Origin of the sequence: Lentzea sp. NBRC 102530 (assembly GCF_030269365.1) — a bacterium.
In the GTDB taxonomy this organism is placed as follows: domain Bacteria; phylum Actinomycetota; class Actinomycetes; order Mycobacteriales; family Pseudonocardiaceae; genus Lentzea.
Genome location: NZ_BSTF01000008.1, coordinates 171,099 through 187,223, shown reverse-complemented (window position 1 = coordinate 187,223; position 16,125 = coordinate 171,099). Strand labels below are relative to the sequence as shown.

Here is a 16,125-nt window from a genome sequence, read left to right as displayed (position 1 = left end):
CGCGACATTCCCTCCGAGACGGAAGCTTCAGACCTGGAGGCGGCGTGGAATTTCGGATGCTGGGACCGCTGGAGGCGTGGCAGGACCACACCGCCGTACCGTTGGGGGACCAGCAACAACGCTTCATCCTCGTCGTGCTCCTGTTCAACGCGAACAGACCCGTGTCACCCGAACGCATCACCGAGGTCGTCTGGCCCGACCAACCGGAACGCCGGACGCTGGTGCGCGGGTACATCAACAAGCTGCGCAAGGCGTTCGACGGGACCGACGCGGAGATCGAGCGGACCCCCACCGGGTACGTGCTGCGCGTCGACGAGGACGCGGTCGACGTGCGGCGCTTCGAACGCCTGCGTTCCGAGGCCGCCGTCGCGCTGCAGGACAACGACCAGCGCCGGGCCATCGACCTGTTGCGCGACGCGGTGGCGTTGTGGCGCGGCGACTTCCTCGCGGACATCGACATCGACCGGGTCGGCGGCGCCGACGTCATCCTGCCGGACGAGACCTACCTCGACGTGCTCGGCGACCTCGCCGAGCTGGAGCTGCTCTCCGGTGACCACCGCTCCGCCCGCGACCGCATGCGCCGGGCCGTGCGCACGGCCCCGGAGAACCAGAAGTACGCGGAACTGCTGATGCGGGCGCTGATCGCGGGCAGCGACCGGGTCGGGGCGATCAAGGCGTTCGACGTCGCCTCCGCCGCACTCGCCGGCCTGGGTCTCGAGCCGGGGACGGTGCTGCGCAACCTCGCCGAACGCGCCCGGCGAGGGGAACCGGGCAGCTCGCTGCCGTCGCGTCCCGGTGGGTTCACCGGCCGCACCGAGGAGCTCGCCACGATCGCGGCGGCCGCGGCGGGATCGGACGAACGGCGCGCCGTGTGGATCAGCGGTCCGCCCGGGGTCGGCAAGACGGGACTGGCCGTGGAATCCGCGCACCAGCTGCGCAACCGGTTCCCCGACGGGCAGCTCCTGGTGCGGCTCAACGGTTTCACGCCCGGCCTGGCGCCGTTGTCGGTCTCGGAGGCGCTGACCCAGCTGCTGACCGAGCTCGGCGTGCCCGCCGAGCAGATCCCGGACACGGTGGGGCGCAAGGCAACGGTCTACCAGACCCACCTCTACGGCACGAAAACGCTGGTGGTGCTGGACAACGCGGTGTCACCGGACCAGATCCGGCCGTTGCTGCCGGAGAACCCGGACTGCTTCGCGATCGTCACCAGCCGAAGGATGGGCGAGCCGGACATCTCCGAGCACCTGCGGCTGGCACCGTTGCCCGCTGACGACGCCTCCGCGTTGTTCCAGCGGCTCGCCGGCCCGTCGCCGCGGGTGCGGGCGAGGTCCGCGGACGTGGCGGGGCTCGTCGCGCGGTGCGGCTACCTGCCGGTGTCGATCACGGTCGCGGCGGCCATGCTGCGCAAGCACGACCGGTGGTCGCTCGACTACCTGCTCGGCCAGCTCGACGAGACCGGGCCGTGGCAGGGCAACGGCGCCGCGGTCCACGCCTCCTACCGGCAGCTCGACGCCGACCAGCAGCAGGTGTTCCGCCTGTTCGGGCACCTGCCGGGCCCTGACGTCGACCTCGTCGGCGCCGCCGCACTGATCGGCCGCGACATCGCTGTCACCCGCAGGCTGTTGCACGACCTGCACGAGGTCTGCCTGCTCGAAGAGGTCGCACCCGAGCGCTACCAGATGCTGGACTCCATCAAGGAGTTCGCCTCGCTCGAACCCCCGGCCGCGGGCGCGTTGGAGCGGCTGCTGGACTTCTACCTCGTGACGCTGGCGGACGCCGTGCGCGTCGCGTACCCGTTCGACCGCTCCGCGCTGCCCGAGGTCGAGGTCACGAGCCCTCAGGCACTGCGGTTCGCGGACGAGGACGAGGCGCTGACGTGGATCACCGCCGAACGCGACAACCTGATGGCGGCCATCAGCCAGGGGGACTCCGATCGCGGCTGGCTGCTCGCCTCGTTGATCTGGCGGTACTTCAACACCGCCAACAGGCTCGACGACTGGATCGAGGCCGTCGGTCCGGTGCGGCCGAAGGACGACCACGGCCGCGCCCACGTGTCGTACCGCCTCTCGTTCGCCCACTGCCGGCGCGGCCGGCACGCCGTGGCCCTCGAGCTCGCCGAACAGGCGCTGGCGAGCTGGACGCGCGTCGGTGACGTGGCCGGGGAGGCCGCGGCGCTGCTCGCGATCGGCCTGCCGACGATGCAGCTCGGTGCGCACGACGACGCCCTGGAGGTGTTCGAGGCGGCGCGGGAGAAGTACGAGCGGTGCGGCGACCTGCGCGGCCAGGCGCACGCGCTGAGCTCGCTCGGCTACCTCAACGAACTGCACGGCAGGTACGAGGTCGCGGTGCGGCAACAGGAGGCCGCGGCGGGGTTCCTGCGGCAGGTCGGGCACCACCAGGGACTCGCCCACGCGCTGAACAACCTCGGCGCGAACCTGCAGCACCTCGGGAAGTTTGACGAGGCCATCCCCCACCACCTGGAGGCGCACGAGATCGCGGTCGAGATCGAGGACGCCTGCGTGGCCGCCTACGCGTTGACCAACATCGCGGACGCCCACCGGCTCGCCCGCCGGTTCCCCGAGGCGATGCACCACCACGACCTGGCGGACAAGGCCGCCGCAGGACTCAACGACATGATCCTGCGGGGAGGCCTCCTGCGCGACCGGGCCGCCACGGAGAGGGACCGCGGCAACCTCGGCGTGGCACTGCGGCTCTACCGGTCGTTGCTGGACCTGGCCACGAAAACCGGAGACCGCACGCACGAGTCCGATGCCGAGATCGGCGCCGCGCGAACGTTGCACGCCATGGGAGAGCACGCGCGGGCCACGCCCCATTGGGACGCGGCCGAGGCGGTGTTCCGCGAGCTGAACCAGCCGGAGGCCGAGGAGGTGCGGCAGGAACGCGACGCGCTGACGTGCGGCTGCGGTCAGCGGTGACCGATCTGTCGTTTCAGGTCCGGGTAGATCTCGCGCACAGCGCCGTGGTTGTGCCAGCGGCCCAGAGTCCTGGCGAGCTGCCGCAGGTCGGTCCGCACCGTCGCGGAGTCGACGTGGGCCGCGTCGTCCAGGGCCGCGGCGAGCGTGCGGCAGCTCTCGTCGACCTCCCCCGACAACGCGAGGGCGAGTGACCGCCGCGCGCGGAACCGGGCGAGCGTGCGCCGGGACGTGACCGGCACCAGGGCGAGCTGGCGGTCCAGCAGGTCGGCGGCCTCGGCGTTGCGCCCGAGGTCGGACAGCGCCCACCCCCTGGCGAGTGCCAGCGGGTCGGGCGCGGTCGACCCGAGCACCGGGTACGGACCGTCCACAACGGACTCCATCCGGCCGGCGGCGAGGTCGAACGCGCGTTCCGCGGCACTGCGGTCGCCCGCGAGCGCGTGGCCCTGCGCCTCCCGCCGCGCTGCCAGGGCGAGGACGCGCGACCCCGCCCGTCCGATCCACTGCGCCTGCTGGGCGAGGTTGATCACGGCGGACGCGTCCTGCCGGTACAGCGCGAGGCCCGCCTCCCGCACGAACGCGTAGCTCGCGATGTCCGGATCTCCCGCGGCCCGGGAGAGTTCGGACGCGTGCCGGGTCCACCACAGCGCGCCCGGCTCGTCCCCCGCCTCCTGGCACATCCAGCCGGTGTACTCGGCGATGCGCGCGGCGAGCTTGAGCAGCCGGTCGCCCACGGGCCCGGAGTTCTCCCGCGCCAGACCGTGCACCGCCTTCTGCAGCGCGTGCAACGGTTCGAGCACCACGTGCGGGCTGGCGCGCATCCCGATGGCCCGCAACTGTTCGAACGACGTGCGCATCCCGGCGATCACCTGCTCGTCCGGCACCGCGCGCGCACCGCTCGTGAACGCGCCGACGCCGAGCATCGTTCCGGCCACCAGCACCTGGCGCCGGCCGAGGCCCCGGACGTCGCGCGGGGACGGTCCCCTGGTGGCGGCCTCGACCAGCAGGCCACCGACGTCGAGCACGCCGTCGCACAGCCGCGCCACCGTCGGCGTCGGCGGTTTGAGATCGTTCTCGATCTTGCTGAGATATCCCTTGCTGTAATGGATCAGCTTGGCCAGCCGGCCCATCGACATCCCCGCCGCGACGCGGTGCGCGCGCAGCAACTCACCAAAACTCTCGGACACGATCGCCTCCCGCTCCGACGTCCACCGAGTACATCACCCGAAGTGTTCGACCGCAATCGCCCCGGCCTTTTCCAAGAAATGGCCGGGGCGCATTCGCGTCAGCTCAGCCGAACCACGGGTTGCCGTGGCCGTCCTGGTTCTCCGTGGTGGTTGTGGTGGTGGGAGGCGGCGGCGGGGTGTCGTCCGCGTTGGCCGCGACACCACCGGAAAGGGAAGCGGCGACCGCCAGTGCGGTCAGCAGCGTGGCGCCCCCGGCGACGAAAGTGGACACGATTTTGGACATGGCGAATCTCCCGAAGGTGTTCGGAATTGATTTCCGGATTTCGCTCGCCGTTTGCGAGCACCCTTCGAGCATTCGTCTTCGAAAAGCCCCGAACCAGGTGTTTCCCGTTGCCCACCGAAGTGGTCAACACGTCCACTCCTCATCCACTTCTGGTCAACACCCGTGCTCGATGCTGCGCGCGCCCGGCCGCCGGCCGGCTATCCGCGAGGAGGGTGGAGTGATCGAATCCGCGACCTACGACATCGCCGTGTCGTTCGCCGAGGACCAGCGCACCGTGGCCACCGAGGTGGCCCGAGCGTGCCGCGAACGAGGCCTGACCGTGCTGGAGGGCAACGACCCGCCGCCGGCCCGGGTGCGCTTCATCGTCCCGTTCGTGTCCACAGTGGACGACGTGCACAACGGGGACGGGCACGTCCTGCCCGTCCTGACCGGCGAGGAACCGGACAACCCGCACGTGGCCTACCTGCGCGCCGACGAGCACCTGGTCGACATCCTGGTGTCCCGCGTCGAGGCCGCTGAAACCGAGGGCCGCGGCCGCGTCCCCGTGGGCTCCGCAGACACCGCGGACACCGCGGACACCGTGGACGGTGAGGACGCCTCACTGCGTCAGCTGGCAGAACAGTTCGCCGCCGCACCACCCGCACTGACCCAGCGCGGCCTGGCCGGCACCGTGCACCTGAACGGCAGCACCATCGCCGTGAGCGTCGACCGCACCGACAACACCGTCTACGCCGTGGAAGTCCGCGAGGACGCCCCGGTCAACTTCGTGGTCCTGGGCGAAGTCCAACTCCCCGCCCTGTGGCAACGAATCGAGGCCATGCTCTCGTCGCTCTGACGCGAAAGGGCGGTGTCCCCTCGCCGGGGACACCGCCCATGCTCACTTCCTGGCCCGCTCGACCACTTCCTCCAGCCGCAACGGACTGGGCGGATGATGACTGAGGCACAACGGCGCCAGCATCCGCCGGAACCCGAACCCGTCCCCCGTGACGTAGAACTGCCCGCGCTCCAGCCGCGAGATGTCCGCGACCGAACTCCCCTTGGCCCGAGCCATCTCCACAGCCGCAGCGATCTGCGCGGGACTGTTCAACCGTCCGAAGAACTGCGTGGTCGCGTTCCCGGTCACCTGGTTGTGCACCCCCTTGGGCGCCTGCGTCGCCAGCACCAGCCCCAACCCGTACTTGCGGGCCTGCGAGGCCAGCAGGATCGTCGTCTGCGTGCTGGCGGTGGCCTGCCCGGAAGGCGCGATCGTCTGCGCCTCGTCCATCACCATCAGCCCACCCAGAGGCCGATCGCCGGCCGGATTCCTCTTGAACCAGGCGAACACCTCCAGCTGCAACTGGCTGATGAACCCCTGCCGCTGCTCGTCGGAGGGCAACCCGACAAAGCTGATCACCGACACCCGTGCCCGCTTTCCCGGCGCGGGCTGGAACAACTCACCGGGATCAGTCGGTTCCCCTTCTCCCGCGAGCAGGGGGTCGTTGACCGTGGCGGCCCGCAACGTCTCCGCGAGATCAGCCGCGGTGGCCGCCGCCGAGTGCAACTTGCTGACACCCTCCGGCAGTTCGGCGAGCAGATCCACGAACCCGTTCAGGTCCCGCCGGTCCTTCCGCGCGTAGTACCGCAACGCCTCCTTGAGCACGGCCCGCCCGCGCACGCCGAACTTCGTCCCGGTACCGATCCGGGCGTGCGGCACCAACCGCGCCACCGCGGCCTCGACAGCAGCCCCGAACTCGTCCTCATCCCCTCGCACCGAAGCGAAATCCGGCAGGGGGTGAAAGCTCAGCGGCCGGCCGCCGGCCCGTCCGGGCGTCCACACCACGACCTCGGTACCGGCGAGGTACTCCGCGGCCAGCGCCGAGTCCCCGTCCCGCCAGTCCCCCGGCGCCTCGGGCCACGCGTCCCCGAGCCGCGCCAGGTCGTTGTTGGGGTCCAGCACGATCGCTGAAACCCCTTGCAACGCACACTCTTCGACGATCCGCCGCAGCAGCACCGTCTTCCCGCTCCCCGACCCCGCGAACACGATCACGTGCTTGCGCAACGACTCCAGCTCGATCCGGACCTCCCCGTCCACCCCGAGCACGATCTCGCCGTCGGCCCGCGGCGGAGGCCGGGTCTCCTGGTGCCCCGCCGCCGGCCGCTCCTGACCAGGCAGCACCGCCCGCAGGAACGTGGTGCCGCTGGCCGGTTTCCGCGCCACCAGCCACGCCAGCAACTGGTGCGTGTGCACCGCGCAGATCTCCTTGAGAGCGCTGAACGTCCGCAGGTCGTCGTCGGTGATGTCGACGCACCGCCCGCCCGCCTCCTCCAACTCGGCGACCTGGCGCTGTGTCACCGCACCGTTCCACCCCTTGGCGCCGTTGCGGATGATGACGAGATGCCGTCCCCTCGCGCCGTGCGCCCCCTCGGCGGCGGCCCGCGCGTCCCGCAGCTTGCGCAGCACCCGGTTCCCGTGGCTGCTGGCGATGAACCGCAACCCCCACCGCTCCTGCGTGTCCAGCTCCTCGTTCACGGTGAGCCGCAGCCCGGCGTGCAACCCCATGTCGTCCGAGTGGGGTTCCGGATGCCACCTCAGCTCGTCGTTGCCCACCTCGGTGATCCACGACTTCAACCCGGCCAGCAGCAAGGCCGGCACGACCTCGTCCTCGTTGTGCGGCCTGATGTCCCCCGCACTGATCCCGGCCTCCCGCTTGAGCCGCTCGAACCGCGCGTCGAACTCGGCCAGGTAGTCCGGCTCGGGCCCGACCGGCGCCGGCACCACCACCTCGGCCTGCTGCACCTCGTCGAACGACCCGAGCTCCCGGATCTCCCCGTACAAACAGGCCTCAGCGTGCTGGTGCACCCGCTTGAGCAGCTGCCTCGGGGTCCGCGGCGACCAGTTCGCCGGGTCGAACGCGCTCGGCGCGACGGGCCAGGTCGGATGCGGCGGTGTGATGCCGTTGCGCTCGTACATGACGCCGAGCCACTTCTCCAGCAACCTCCTGCCCACCACCGGATCCGCGATCGACGCGAGGATCGGCGTCGTCGTGAAGCGGTCCTCGACGGTGTCACTGGCGATCGACTTCAGCATCTTCCACGTGTTCGGCAAGCACGCCACCACGGTGATCGTGCGCCGGGTGGTCTCGCGCAGCTGCATCAGACCGTCCGAGATCTCGGCGATCTCCTGCACCAGCTCGCGGTTCGTCACCACCTCACCCGTGACGTCCATTCCCTTGTTCACCAACGTGTCCAGCTGATCGACGGCGATCACGCACGGGCCCGTCATCGCCAGCACCCGCGAGACGTCCCGCACCAGCACACGCGACGGACTGGCCTCGGCAGGCAGCCCCCAGCGCCGGCGTTCGTCGCTCGACTCGTCCACGCCCTTCAGGAAGGACCTGCCGACGTCCGAGTGCTCCGAGGCGTACAGCACGAGGGCCTTGATCGTGTCCCCGCACTCGACGGCGATCCTGCTGTCCACCGTCCGCAGCGCGTGCAGGAAGGTCCTGAGGTGCTCCGGCGCCAACGGCGCGTCCCCCGTCACGGCCCGCGAGACCTCCGGCGACACGGCCGCCCCCAGGCACAGCTGCCTCAGCAACACGGCCAACTGGATGTGCCCCTCGTCGTTCGCCCGGCGCAACTCGCTGCGCAGCGCGTCGGCGATGTCGTCCCAGAACGCCTTGCCGGACGTGACCTCGACCAGGAAGAAGTACCCGCCCTGCGCCTGGACCGTACTGCGCACCGACCCGAGCAGGTGCGTCTTGCCGACGCCCTTCTCCCCCTGCAGCACCAGCCCGCCGATGCTCGGACCGACGCTCGCCCTGGCGTCCGCGATGCCGGCTCTCAGGCGATGTTCCGCTCTGGTGTGCAATCCCTCGACGTGGAAGGGCGAGGCGTGCCACACGTCGTCGGGTGTCTCGGCGGAGTTGAAGCGCACGACCGCCAACGCCTCGCGCAGGTGCTCGGTCATGATTCCTCGATCGCCAGCAGGTGCTTGTCCTCGTCGCCGATCCGGATCGCGGCCCGGTGGTCCTCCTCCGTCAGCACCTTGCGGTTCGAGTCGGGAACCAGGTGGGCGTCACCGGTCTTCACCATCTTCAGCAGGGTCTCGTCGACCTCGTCCCGTCCGGCGTCGAGCCGGGGCCGGAGCTTCGCGAGCCGCACCCAGTCCTGGTATCCGTCCCCCAACTCCAGGTAGACCCCTCGGATCACGTCCTCCAGGTCCTCCCTGGTCCGGACCGCCTCCGCGAGCGTCCCGCGGCCGTTGAGGAACCGCAGCACCCGCCTCAACACGATGGCATGCACCCTCGCGAGCGGTCCCCGCACCGACGATTCCCCCTCCATGAGGTCGTTCAGGCACCAAGCGGTGCCCTTGTCCGTGATGCGGTGGACGTACCTGCGTCCCTCCTTGACCGTCTCGATGAGACCGTCGTCGTTGAGGGCCTCCCGGTCGTCCTTCCCGAGCTCGATCTTGTACTGCTTCAGCAGCTCGACGTTGGGGATCACCCGATCCTCCAGCATCAGCTGAACCAGTGCCGCTCTGGCGCTGGGTGCGTACGTCTCCGGCATCACGCCGCCCTTTCAGTCGGTGAACGCGGTGATTCGTCGCTCGATGCGGGCGAGCAACGCACTCGCCTCGCCGCGCAACCGGGTGGGCACCGTCGCGCCCAACCCGTTGCGATGGGGCTTGCTGAGCAGCAAGAGGTCGGCGGACCGGTCCCGCAGCAACTCCATGTCGCCGTCGTCCAGCGCCCCGGCCATCCCCCGGACCGTCTCCTCGACCAGCGCGAACCGCCCGGCGTACGGCAGTTGCTCGGGCAGCTCCCGCAACGCGGCCTCCGCGCTCAGCAACGCCTCGTGGTCGGGTTCGGTCTCGGCGGCCGGCGTGGTCTTGATGAGGTCGTGCAACGCCCGTGCCACCCGCACGGGCCTGATGGCCGGATCGAACTCCAGGTGCTGGAGGCTGCGCAGGAAGCCGGGCAGGCGGTCGCGGTCCGTGCCACGGGTGAGCAGGCAGAACATCTGCCGCTGGCTGCCGTCCGGGCCGAGCGTGCGGCGCACGAACCGTTCCGCCTCGGTCAGCTGCCAGCGGCTCAGTTCCCCGGCCACCACCAGGCACAGGTGCTCGGCCACGTCCTCAGCCTGGTCGAGGATCTCGGGATCGCCGGAGACCGAGCGGTCCGCCGTGATGCCGAGCAGCCGCAGCTCGGTGATCAGCTCGGTCCCGGTGGTCCACAACGCCCGCGGGCTCGACACGAGGAGTTCCAGGTCGAACTTCCGGCGCTGCGAGCGGGCGGCGGTCACGTAGGCGTCGCGGTTGTCGGCGAGCAGGTCGGTGCGGTCGAACTCCTGCGCGATCACCGCGGCGACCGTCTCCAGCGCGAACGAGATCTGGTCCGACGACGGTTGCAGCTCCTCCAGCACGGGCAGCAGCTCGCCGAAGCTCCAGTAGGAGATGTAGGGAACGGTGACGTGCCGCAGCATCTGCTCCGGCGTCACCGACTTGACCAGCCAGTTGCGGTACAGCGGCGCGACGACCTCGGCGCACTTCTTCTGCCACGTCTCGGCCCGCTCGTACTCCATGCGGTTGTCGAGCCGGGACAGCACCGGCATCACCTGGTGCCGCGGCCGGTCGTAGGGCAGCCGGTCCCTGGCCTTGTCGGCGAGGCGTGCGACGCCGACGACGTCGTTGAGGTTCTGGTCGTTCGCGGTGAACACGACGACGAGCCGGTCGGGCAACTGGGCCGTGCAGATGCTCGCGATGTCCGAGACGCCGGTGCGGCTGTCGATCAGGACGAAGTCGTACTTGGCGGTCCACTCGGCGCGGTACTCCTCCAGGTGGGCCGCGAACCCCCGGCGGTACAGCTCCTCCCAGTCGAGCGCCTGCATCCGGCGGGCGTAGGAGGCGTCGAGGCCGTGTTCGTCGACACCACCGGACGCGATGAGGTCCAGCACCCCGTCGACCTGGACCCTGACCTCGTGCGAACTGGGTGTCCGCACCCCGTTGAGGAATTCCTGCGCGATGTCCACGACACCGCTACGCGGCGATTCGACCAGGTGCGGTCCGAAGTAGAGGTGCAGGCCGGGCGCCTCGAGATCCCAGTCCACGACGAGCACGCGATATCCCCAGCGCGCGAGCAGCACGGCGGTGTTGGCCAGCGTGAAACTGCGTCCGACGCCACCTTTGTAGGAGTAGAACGTGATCACGGTTCCGGTCATCACTCGAACCTCGGTAACGGTGGCGGCGGGATGATCACGGGATTGGGCCGGTCGACGATCGGCCAGTCAGGACTCCACGGCGGCACCTGCTTCGCCAGCTGCACCAGATCTCGCGCCAGCACCCTCACCTGACGGCAGAACCCGAGATATTCGACGGAATCCTGATAAACGGCCTCCGCGTACGCGTATTCCTTGAAGTCCTGCCACGAACGCATTCGCCCGATGTCCGGGAAGTTGTCGGAATCGGCGTAGAGGATCGGGTAGATGAGTCCCTGGGAGATGTCCGCGCCGGCCAGGCCGAGCATCGTCTCACGCTGGTGCATGCTCTCCAGCTCCGCCATGCACCAGTCGGACTCGAAGTAATGCGGCGTCAGCAGCTGGATCATGATCTTGCTGTGCCGCAGCGAGTTCTCCAGGTTGTGCGCCCACTCCACGGCCCGCGGCATGGTGCGGTCCATGTACACCCGCGGCGCCGGCGCGCACTCGTCAGCGAGGTACTCGACGAGCTTCTTGTAGAAGTGCGTCAACAGCCACTTCTGCACAGTGCCTTTGCGGCTGTAGCTGATGAAGAAATCGTACTTGTAGGACACAGCGCATCACGGTAGTTGCGACAGCGCCGCCGATAAAAGACAAAAAAGTGGGCATTTTCGGGGCTTCGGACCAAAAATTGGACAATAACTGGGCGCCACTCTCGACCCGTACCCGGAACAGCAAGAAGCCCCCGATCATGATGATCGAGGGCTTCTTGTCCTGAGTGGACGATACAGGGATTGAACCTGTGACCCCTACCGTGTCAAGGTAGTGCTCTCCCGCTGAGCTAATCGTCCGAGCGGATGACGAGACTCGAACTCGCGACCCTCACCTTGGCAAGGTGATGCGCTACCAACTGCGCTACATCCGCGTTGCTCCCCGGTTTCCCGTGGTGCGAGGTGAACTTTATCCGACGCTCCCCCGAAGTTCCAAATCGGCTGATCTTGAGCCTGCCGGCTGCCGACGGCCGCGAGGTCCGGAAACGACAGTGGGGCCAGGTGCGCTGTGCACCTGGCCCCACTGGTCTTCGATGGACGATACAGGGATTGAACCTGTGACCCCTACCGTGTCAAGGTAGTGCTCTCCCGCTGAGCTAATCGTCCGAGGCGGAGACGGGAATCGAACCCGTGTACAGGGCTTTGCAGGCCCTTGCCTAAGCCACTCGGCCACTCCGCCAGGAGCATGACCCCACGACGCGTGAACGCCGTGGAACCACAGAGCGGATGACGAGACTCGAACTCGCGACCCTCACCTTGGCAAGGTGATGCGCTACCAACTGCGCTACATCCGCGTACATCACTGAGTTCGTGATGTTGAAACAACCTTATACGAGGGCTTCAACCGGTTTTCACCGGGGGTACCCGCTTCGCCTTCGCGGGCCCCCTACCTCGGTTTATTCAGCTCAGGTCGTTCGAGATGAGGTGCGTGAGCGCCTCGTCGACGTTGACCCACAGGTGCTCGTTGCCCGGCACGACGACGTCGTAGGTCCGGTCGAGGAAGTCAGCGAGCTCCTGAGCGGACGCCTCGAACATGGCGTGCCCGGACGGCGAGCTCAGCTCGATCACGACGACCTCGGGGTCGTCGGCGGCGGGGCGGATCCGGACGTCACCGTCACCGGCGTCGGCGATGAGACCGTCGGCGAGCAAGTCGCGGGCGTAAACCCACTCGACCCAACCGGCGCGGCCGGTGCGGAACGCGGCGACGACCGCGTACGGGTCCTTTGTGTCGTATCGCAGCTCCACCTGAACCGGGACCGCGGGGGTCCTCGGCGCCAGCAGGTCGAAGACCGCTGTCGAGCGGAGCGTCACGTGATCGTTGCGCATCGTCGTTACCCTCTTCTCCCTTCCCGGTCAATGAAACGACCGAGCACCTCAGTTGTGACGTGCCTGTGGCGAGGAACGCTCGCGAAATGGGGTCAGATCACCCCATCGGGTCAGTTCGACTCCAGAACGCGACCGTGTGCACGCACTCCGTGTCCTCCTCGCTCATGAGCAAACGTTCAGCGCCCCCCATCTTGCTGGGTCTAACCTGAACCCGGTACCGGCTGTTGCGCGAATGTTGGACGTGAGGACATCTCTGGTGGCTGAATCGCCCGGCCCAACCGTCGCGTCGAGCGACGGCCGGCCGACCGACTTCGAGCTCGTGCAAAGACTCGCACAGGGCGATCGGACGGCGTTCGGTGAGCTGTACGACAGGTACGGCACACCAGCATATTCCCTGGCCAGGCGCATCTGCGTGGACCCGGAACTGGCCGAGGACGTCGTCCAGGAAGCCTTCCTCGCGCTCTGGCGGCACCCCGCCAGGTTCGACCCCACCCGCGGCAGTTTCGGCACCTGGTTGATGACCCTGGTGCACCACCGCGCGGTGGACGCCGTACGTAAGGAGAACACCCAACGTCGCCGGACTGTTCCCCTGACCGAGGAGGCCCCACCTCCGGTCGAGGGTTCGGACCACGCGGCGTTGGTGAGCGTGGTGAGCGCTGAGGTCAGAGCGGCGCTCCACACGTTGCCGGAAGAACAACGCCAGGTGATAGCCCTCGCCTATCTGGGCGGGTACACGCAGTGCGAGGTGGCAAAACTGACAGGCGTCCCGCTCGGCACTGTGAAATCGCGCACATTCGCGGCGATAAGACGGCTGAGAGGCACGTTGGGGAACTTGTGGGCCGGAGAAACCGGCGAAACGACAGGAGCTCACCGGTGAACGGCGATTTGTGCGCTCACGAGGAGCTCGCCGTCGGCTGGGCGATGCACTCCTTGGAGCCCGACGAGGAAGCACTGGTCCGCGACCACCTGCCGACCTGCACCACGTGCCAGCGCACCGTGCACGCGACACAGGAGGTGCTGGCCGGGATCGGCGGCGCGGTCCGCCAGGAACAACCGCCCCCTCACCTCCGCGCGAGGCTGATGGAGCAGATCGAGCACATCCCCCAAGACCCTCCGGCCGCGCCCGCCCCGCGCCACGCGGCGCCCCCCATCCCGTTGCGCCCGCAACACCGCCGCCGCACCGGCCGAGCCCTGCTGGCCGCAGCAGCAGTAGCGGCCGTACTGGCAGGCGGCGGCTATCTGGGCGTGCGCGTGAACCAACTCTCCACCGAGGTAGCAGCCTCAGAGGCCCGCACGAACGACCTGAACAAGGCCCTCTCCCTGGCCGCCAACCCGGCCACCAACAGGGCGGTCCTCCGCACCACGGCGGGCGACGAGGTGGCAGTCGTCCTCTCCAACCCCATCTCCGGCGCCGTGATGCCGATGAACCTGAAACCGAACGATTCGGGCCACGTTTACGTAGTTTGGGGTGCGAGCACCAAAGCGCCGGTACCGTTGGCGGTGTTCGACGTACGAGCCGGCTCGACCGACCCGCAACTGCTGGCCTGGTCCGCCGACGCGCACAAGCACACGACCTTCGCGGTGTCACTGGAACCAGGCCGCCAAGCACCCCCGAAACCCTCGGAAGTGCTGGCGGGCGGCCAGGTTGCGCCCGCCTGAGTCCCAACAGGATGATCGACACATGACGAAGCCCAAGGCCAAGCCGACCGAACACAAGGGCTGGCGCCACTGGTTCCACCGCAACCCGGCGCTGAACCTGGCCTACCGAATCGGCGTGGGCGTGATCGGCGGCATCGTGCTGATCGCGGGCATCATCATGATCCCGTACCCGGGCCCGGGCTGGCTGGTCGTCTTCGCGGGCCTCGCCATCCTCGCCACGGAGTTCGAGTGGGCGGGCAAGGTCCTCAAGTTCGCCAAGCGCTACTACGACCGCTGGGTCGAGTGGCTGAAGCGCCAGCCGTCCTGGGTCCGAGGCCTGGTGATGGCCGGCGTCTGCGCCATCGTCCTGGCCACCTGCTACTTCCTCAACGTGTTCGCCCTGGTAGGAGGCTGGTTCGGCCTGGACTGGGCCTGGTTGCAGAGCCCGATTTTTGGTTCTCGTTGATGATGTTGTAAGCTATCCCCACACCGCGAGAGCGGGGCAAGCAACACAACAGAACACGGGCGTTTAGCTCAGCGGGAGAGCGCTTCGTTCACACCGAAGAGGTCACTGGTTCGATCCCAGTATCGCCCACAGTGTGTTTTACCAGGTCAAACGGGGTGTCGACGATATTCGTCGACACCCCGTTTGCGTTGCGTGGGAGCAGATTGGGAGCAGAAGTCCTCGCCAAAACGCTAGATCCACGCGAAGTCTTGTCACCGAGATTCGCAAATCCGCAGGTCAGCGAATTGCGGCTCATCGGGCTGGTGGTGACCTCTTCGCCGCCACCTAAGAGGTCTCCAGGCGTCAGGCTCGTCTACCTCGGCATCTCCTGCCAGCGCATGAGAGGTCGCCCGCGAACCGTCCCGACAACATCCGCCCACTTGACCCCAGATACGGGTCCACAGGCCACTGACCTGAGAAAACAAGCACGTTGGACGAAGTTGAGCGCACTTGACGATTGATCAAGCGCGTTAGCCATCACTGGTTGCAGACCCGGAAATCCACTCCTTCTCGGAGTCGCCGAGAATTCGAGCCCTGACCCTCACACTGCCAGTTGGGTCCACAAAGGACTCCTACCAGCACAAACACCGGGACCCCAACAACTCCAGCGCAAGTAGCTGCCGTTCAGTACCGTTGAGTGCCGTTCGATGACGTTCAGCGGTGTGCCCTGCTCCAGTTCCGCTCCAGCACGATCAGTGTGAAGCGGACTCGCTCACAGGTGGTCGTTCAGCGCGGCGACAACGCGATCACCGCGCCCGGACCAACCAAGCGCAGGATCGATGCAAGCCTGCTCGCCGGTATCGCAACGCAGCCGGCCGTCGGAGCACCATTCGTAACGTGCACGAAGAACGCACCACTCCCCTCGACCACCCCTGGCCAGGCTAGTGACGATCAGTCCAAGAGGGCGGCGAGAGGATCGCGTCAGCGTTCCCAAGCCGTGACCTGCCTTACTTGAGCGCTATCGGCTATAGGACCCATGTGCTTGTGCGCCGCCGGAGCCCGGCGGCGCACAAGCACATGGGACTGATCAGTTCCAGTTGCAGGCATAGCCGAAGTAGCCCTGGCTCTCCCACGGGTAGATGCTCAGCCGGAAGCCCGAGCACCAGCCGCGGTTGGCGTACTGCCCGGCGAACCACCGGTGGCCGTAGGCCAGGCTGTAGTAGGCGGCTTTCAGCTGCCAGGCCGTCGCGGCCGGCGGTGCGGGCACGTTGCCGTTGGCGAGCGCACGGGTCTCGGACTTGCTGAGGTAGACCGTGCACCTCCCTTCGCCACAGGAGGCGACCGAGGCATCCGCGGGTGTCGGAGTGGCGAGGGCGGTGGTGCCGGCGATGGCGCCGGCGAGAGCCAGCACGACCGCTGACTTCTTCACGAGGGCAAGCATCTCGGATGTCCCTTCAGTAGCGGGATGAGTGGTGACGGGGACAAGACTGCGACCGGCGGGCTGGGCGCGGCAGTCGGCATTTAGGACGGTCGGCATTCAGGCTGACCTGTGGTGTCGTCCGAAGTGCCGACTGCCGATCGGGCGACGACT

General features: G+C 68.2%; 13 protein-coding genes and 6 tRNA genes. 6 read left to right on the top strand and 13 right to left on the bottom strand.

Annotated elements, in window-relative coordinates:
* Positions 1–44: 44 nt before the first annotated feature.
* The gene (locus QSK25_RS22650) at positions 45–2,936 is read left to right on the top strand and encodes an AfsR/SARP family transcriptional regulator (RefSeq protein WP_285641006.1); all 2,892 of its coding nucleotides are present in this window, start codon (positions 45–47) and stop codon (positions 2,934–2,936) included.
* On the opposite strand, the gene QSK25_RS22645 is transcribed toward QSK25_RS22650, so the two are convergent.
* Positions 2,927–4,120: a helix-turn-helix domain-containing protein gene (locus QSK25_RS22645; protein WP_285641004.1), complete on the bottom strand. Its 1,194-nt coding sequence runs from the start codon at positions 4,118–4,120 to the stop codon at positions 2,927–2,929. The two genes, QSK25_RS22650 and QSK25_RS22645, sit on opposite strands and share 10 nt — an antisense overlap.
* Positions 4,121–4,223: 103 nt before the next feature.
* On the bottom strand, positions 4,224–4,403 hold the full coding sequence (locus QSK25_RS22640; protein ID WP_285641003.1) for a hypothetical protein: 180 nt from the start codon (positions 4,401–4,403) through the stop codon (positions 4,224–4,226).
* Between the two features lie 217 nt (positions 4,404–4,620).
* Here QSK25_RS22640 and QSK25_RS22635 point away from each other — a divergent pair, with 217 nt between their 5' ends.
* Positions 4,621–5,238 carry a hypothetical protein gene (locus QSK25_RS22635; protein WP_285641000.1) on the top strand — a complete coding sequence of 206 codons (618 nt, stop codon included), beginning with the start codon at positions 4,621–4,623 and terminating at the stop codon, positions 5,236–5,238.
* A gap of 42 nt (positions 5,239–5,280) precedes the next feature.
* On the opposite strand, the gene QSK25_RS22630 is transcribed toward QSK25_RS22635, so the two are convergent.
* The 10 genes from QSK25_RS22630 to QSK25_RS22585 all read right to left on the bottom strand — a co-directional run bounded on the left by QSK25_RS22630 (position 5,281) and on the right by QSK25_RS22585 (position 12,451).
* On the bottom strand, positions 5,281–8,349 hold the full coding sequence (locus QSK25_RS22630; protein WP_285640998.1) for an ATP-binding protein: 3,069 nt from the start codon (positions 8,347–8,349) through the stop codon (positions 5,281–5,283).
* Positions 8,346–8,948 carry a hypothetical protein gene (locus tag QSK25_RS22625; RefSeq protein WP_285640996.1) on the bottom strand — a complete coding sequence of 201 codons (603 nt, stop codon included), beginning with the start codon at positions 8,946–8,948 and terminating at the stop codon, positions 8,346–8,348. Before QSK25_RS22625 ends, QSK25_RS22630 begins: the two co-directional genes overlap by 4 nt.
* Before the next feature lie 12 nt (positions 8,949–8,960).
* On the bottom strand, positions 8,961–10,598 hold the full coding sequence (locus tag QSK25_RS22620) for a KGGVGR-motif variant AAA ATPase (protein WP_285640995.1): 1,638 nt from the start codon (positions 10,596–10,598) through the stop codon (positions 8,961–8,963).
* Entirely contained in the window at positions 10,598–11,188 is a 591-nt protein-coding gene (locus QSK25_RS22615) for a TIR domain-containing protein (protein ID WP_285640994.1), read from the bottom strand. The genes QSK25_RS22620 and QSK25_RS22615 overlap by 1 nt, the downstream gene beginning before the upstream one ends.
* Positions 11,189–11,353: 165 nt before the next feature.
* A tRNA-Val gene (locus QSK25_RS22610) sits at positions 11,354–11,425 on the bottom strand.
* 1 nt (position 11,426) lies between these two features.
* Positions 11,427–11,499: transfer RNA gene (locus QSK25_RS22605), tRNA-Gly, on the bottom strand.
* Positions 11,500–11,659: 160 nt separating this feature from the next.
* Positions 11,660–11,731: transfer RNA gene (locus QSK25_RS22600), tRNA-Val, on the bottom strand.
* A gap of 1 nt (position 11,732) precedes the next feature.
* Positions 11,733–11,804 (bottom strand) — tRNA-Cys (locus QSK25_RS22595).
* Positions 11,805–11,846: 42 nt separating this feature from the next.
* Positions 11,847–11,919, bottom strand: a tRNA-Gly gene (locus tag QSK25_RS22590).
* A 106-nt stretch (positions 11,920–12,025) separates the two neighbouring features.
* The gene (locus QSK25_RS22585) at positions 12,026–12,451 is read right to left on the bottom strand and encodes an SsgA family sporulation/cell division regulator (RefSeq protein WP_030477975.1); all 426 of its coding nucleotides are present in this window, start codon (positions 12,449–12,451) and stop codon (positions 12,026–12,028) included.
* Between the two features lie 256 nt (positions 12,452–12,707).
* On the opposite strand from QSK25_RS22585, the gene QSK25_RS22580 reads away from it, so the two are divergent.
* From QSK25_RS22580 to QSK25_RS22565, 4 genes are all read left to right on the top strand, one after another.
* A complete protein-coding gene (locus tag QSK25_RS22580; protein ID WP_352236226.1) occupies positions 12,708–13,328 on the top strand; it encodes an RNA polymerase sigma factor in 621 nt (206 codons plus the stop codon).
* Complete coding sequence (locus tag QSK25_RS22575; protein ID WP_285640982.1) at positions 13,325–14,110, top strand: anti-sigma factor; 786 nt, start codon at positions 13,325–13,327, stop codon at positions 14,108–14,110. The genes QSK25_RS22580 and QSK25_RS22575 overlap by 4 nt, the downstream gene beginning before the upstream one ends.
* A gap of 22 nt (positions 14,111–14,132) precedes the next feature.
* A complete protein-coding gene (locus QSK25_RS22570) occupies positions 14,133–14,555 on the top strand; it encodes a TIGR02611 family protein (RefSeq protein ID WP_285640981.1) in 423 nt (140 codons plus the stop codon).
* A 57-nt stretch (positions 14,556–14,612) separates the two neighbouring features.
* Positions 14,613–14,684: transfer RNA gene (locus tag QSK25_RS22565), tRNA-Val, on the top strand.
* A gap of 937 nt (positions 14,685–15,621) precedes the next feature.
* Here the strand turns inward: QSK25_RS22565 and QSK25_RS22560 are convergent.
* Positions 15,622–15,963, bottom strand: coding sequence for a hypothetical protein (locus QSK25_RS22560; RefSeq protein ID WP_285640980.1), 342 nt, complete (start codon positions 15,961–15,963; stop codon positions 15,622–15,624).
* Positions 15,964–16,125: the final 162 nt, after the last annotated feature.

What these genes read in the sequence shown, in the direction of transcription:
- QSK25_RS22640 (WP_285641003.1), bottom strand. Translation starts at nt 4,403, where the DNA reads ATGTCCAAAATCGTGTCCACTTTCGTCGCCGGGGGCGCCACGCTGCTG.
- QSK25_RS22630 (WP_285640998.1), bottom strand. Translation starts at nt 8,349, where the DNA reads ATGACCGAGCACCTGCGCGAGGCGTTGGCGGTCGTGCGCTTCAACTCC.
- QSK25_RS22625 (WP_285640996.1), bottom strand. Translation starts at nt 8,948, where the DNA reads ATGCCGGAGACGTACGCACCCAGCGCCAGAGCGGCACTGGTTCAGCTG.
- QSK25_RS22620 (WP_285640995.1), bottom strand. Translation starts at nt 10,598, where the DNA reads ATGACCGGAACCGTGATCACGTTCTACTCCTACAAAGGTGGCGTCGGA.
- QSK25_RS22585 (WP_030477975.1), bottom strand. Translation starts at nt 12,451, where the DNA reads ATGCGCAACGATCACGTGACGCTCCGCTCGACAGCGGTCTTCGACCTG.
- QSK25_RS22570 (WP_285640981.1), top strand. Translation starts at nt 14,133, where the DNA reads ATGACGAAGCCCAAGGCCAAGCCGACCGAACACAAGGGCTGGCGCCAC.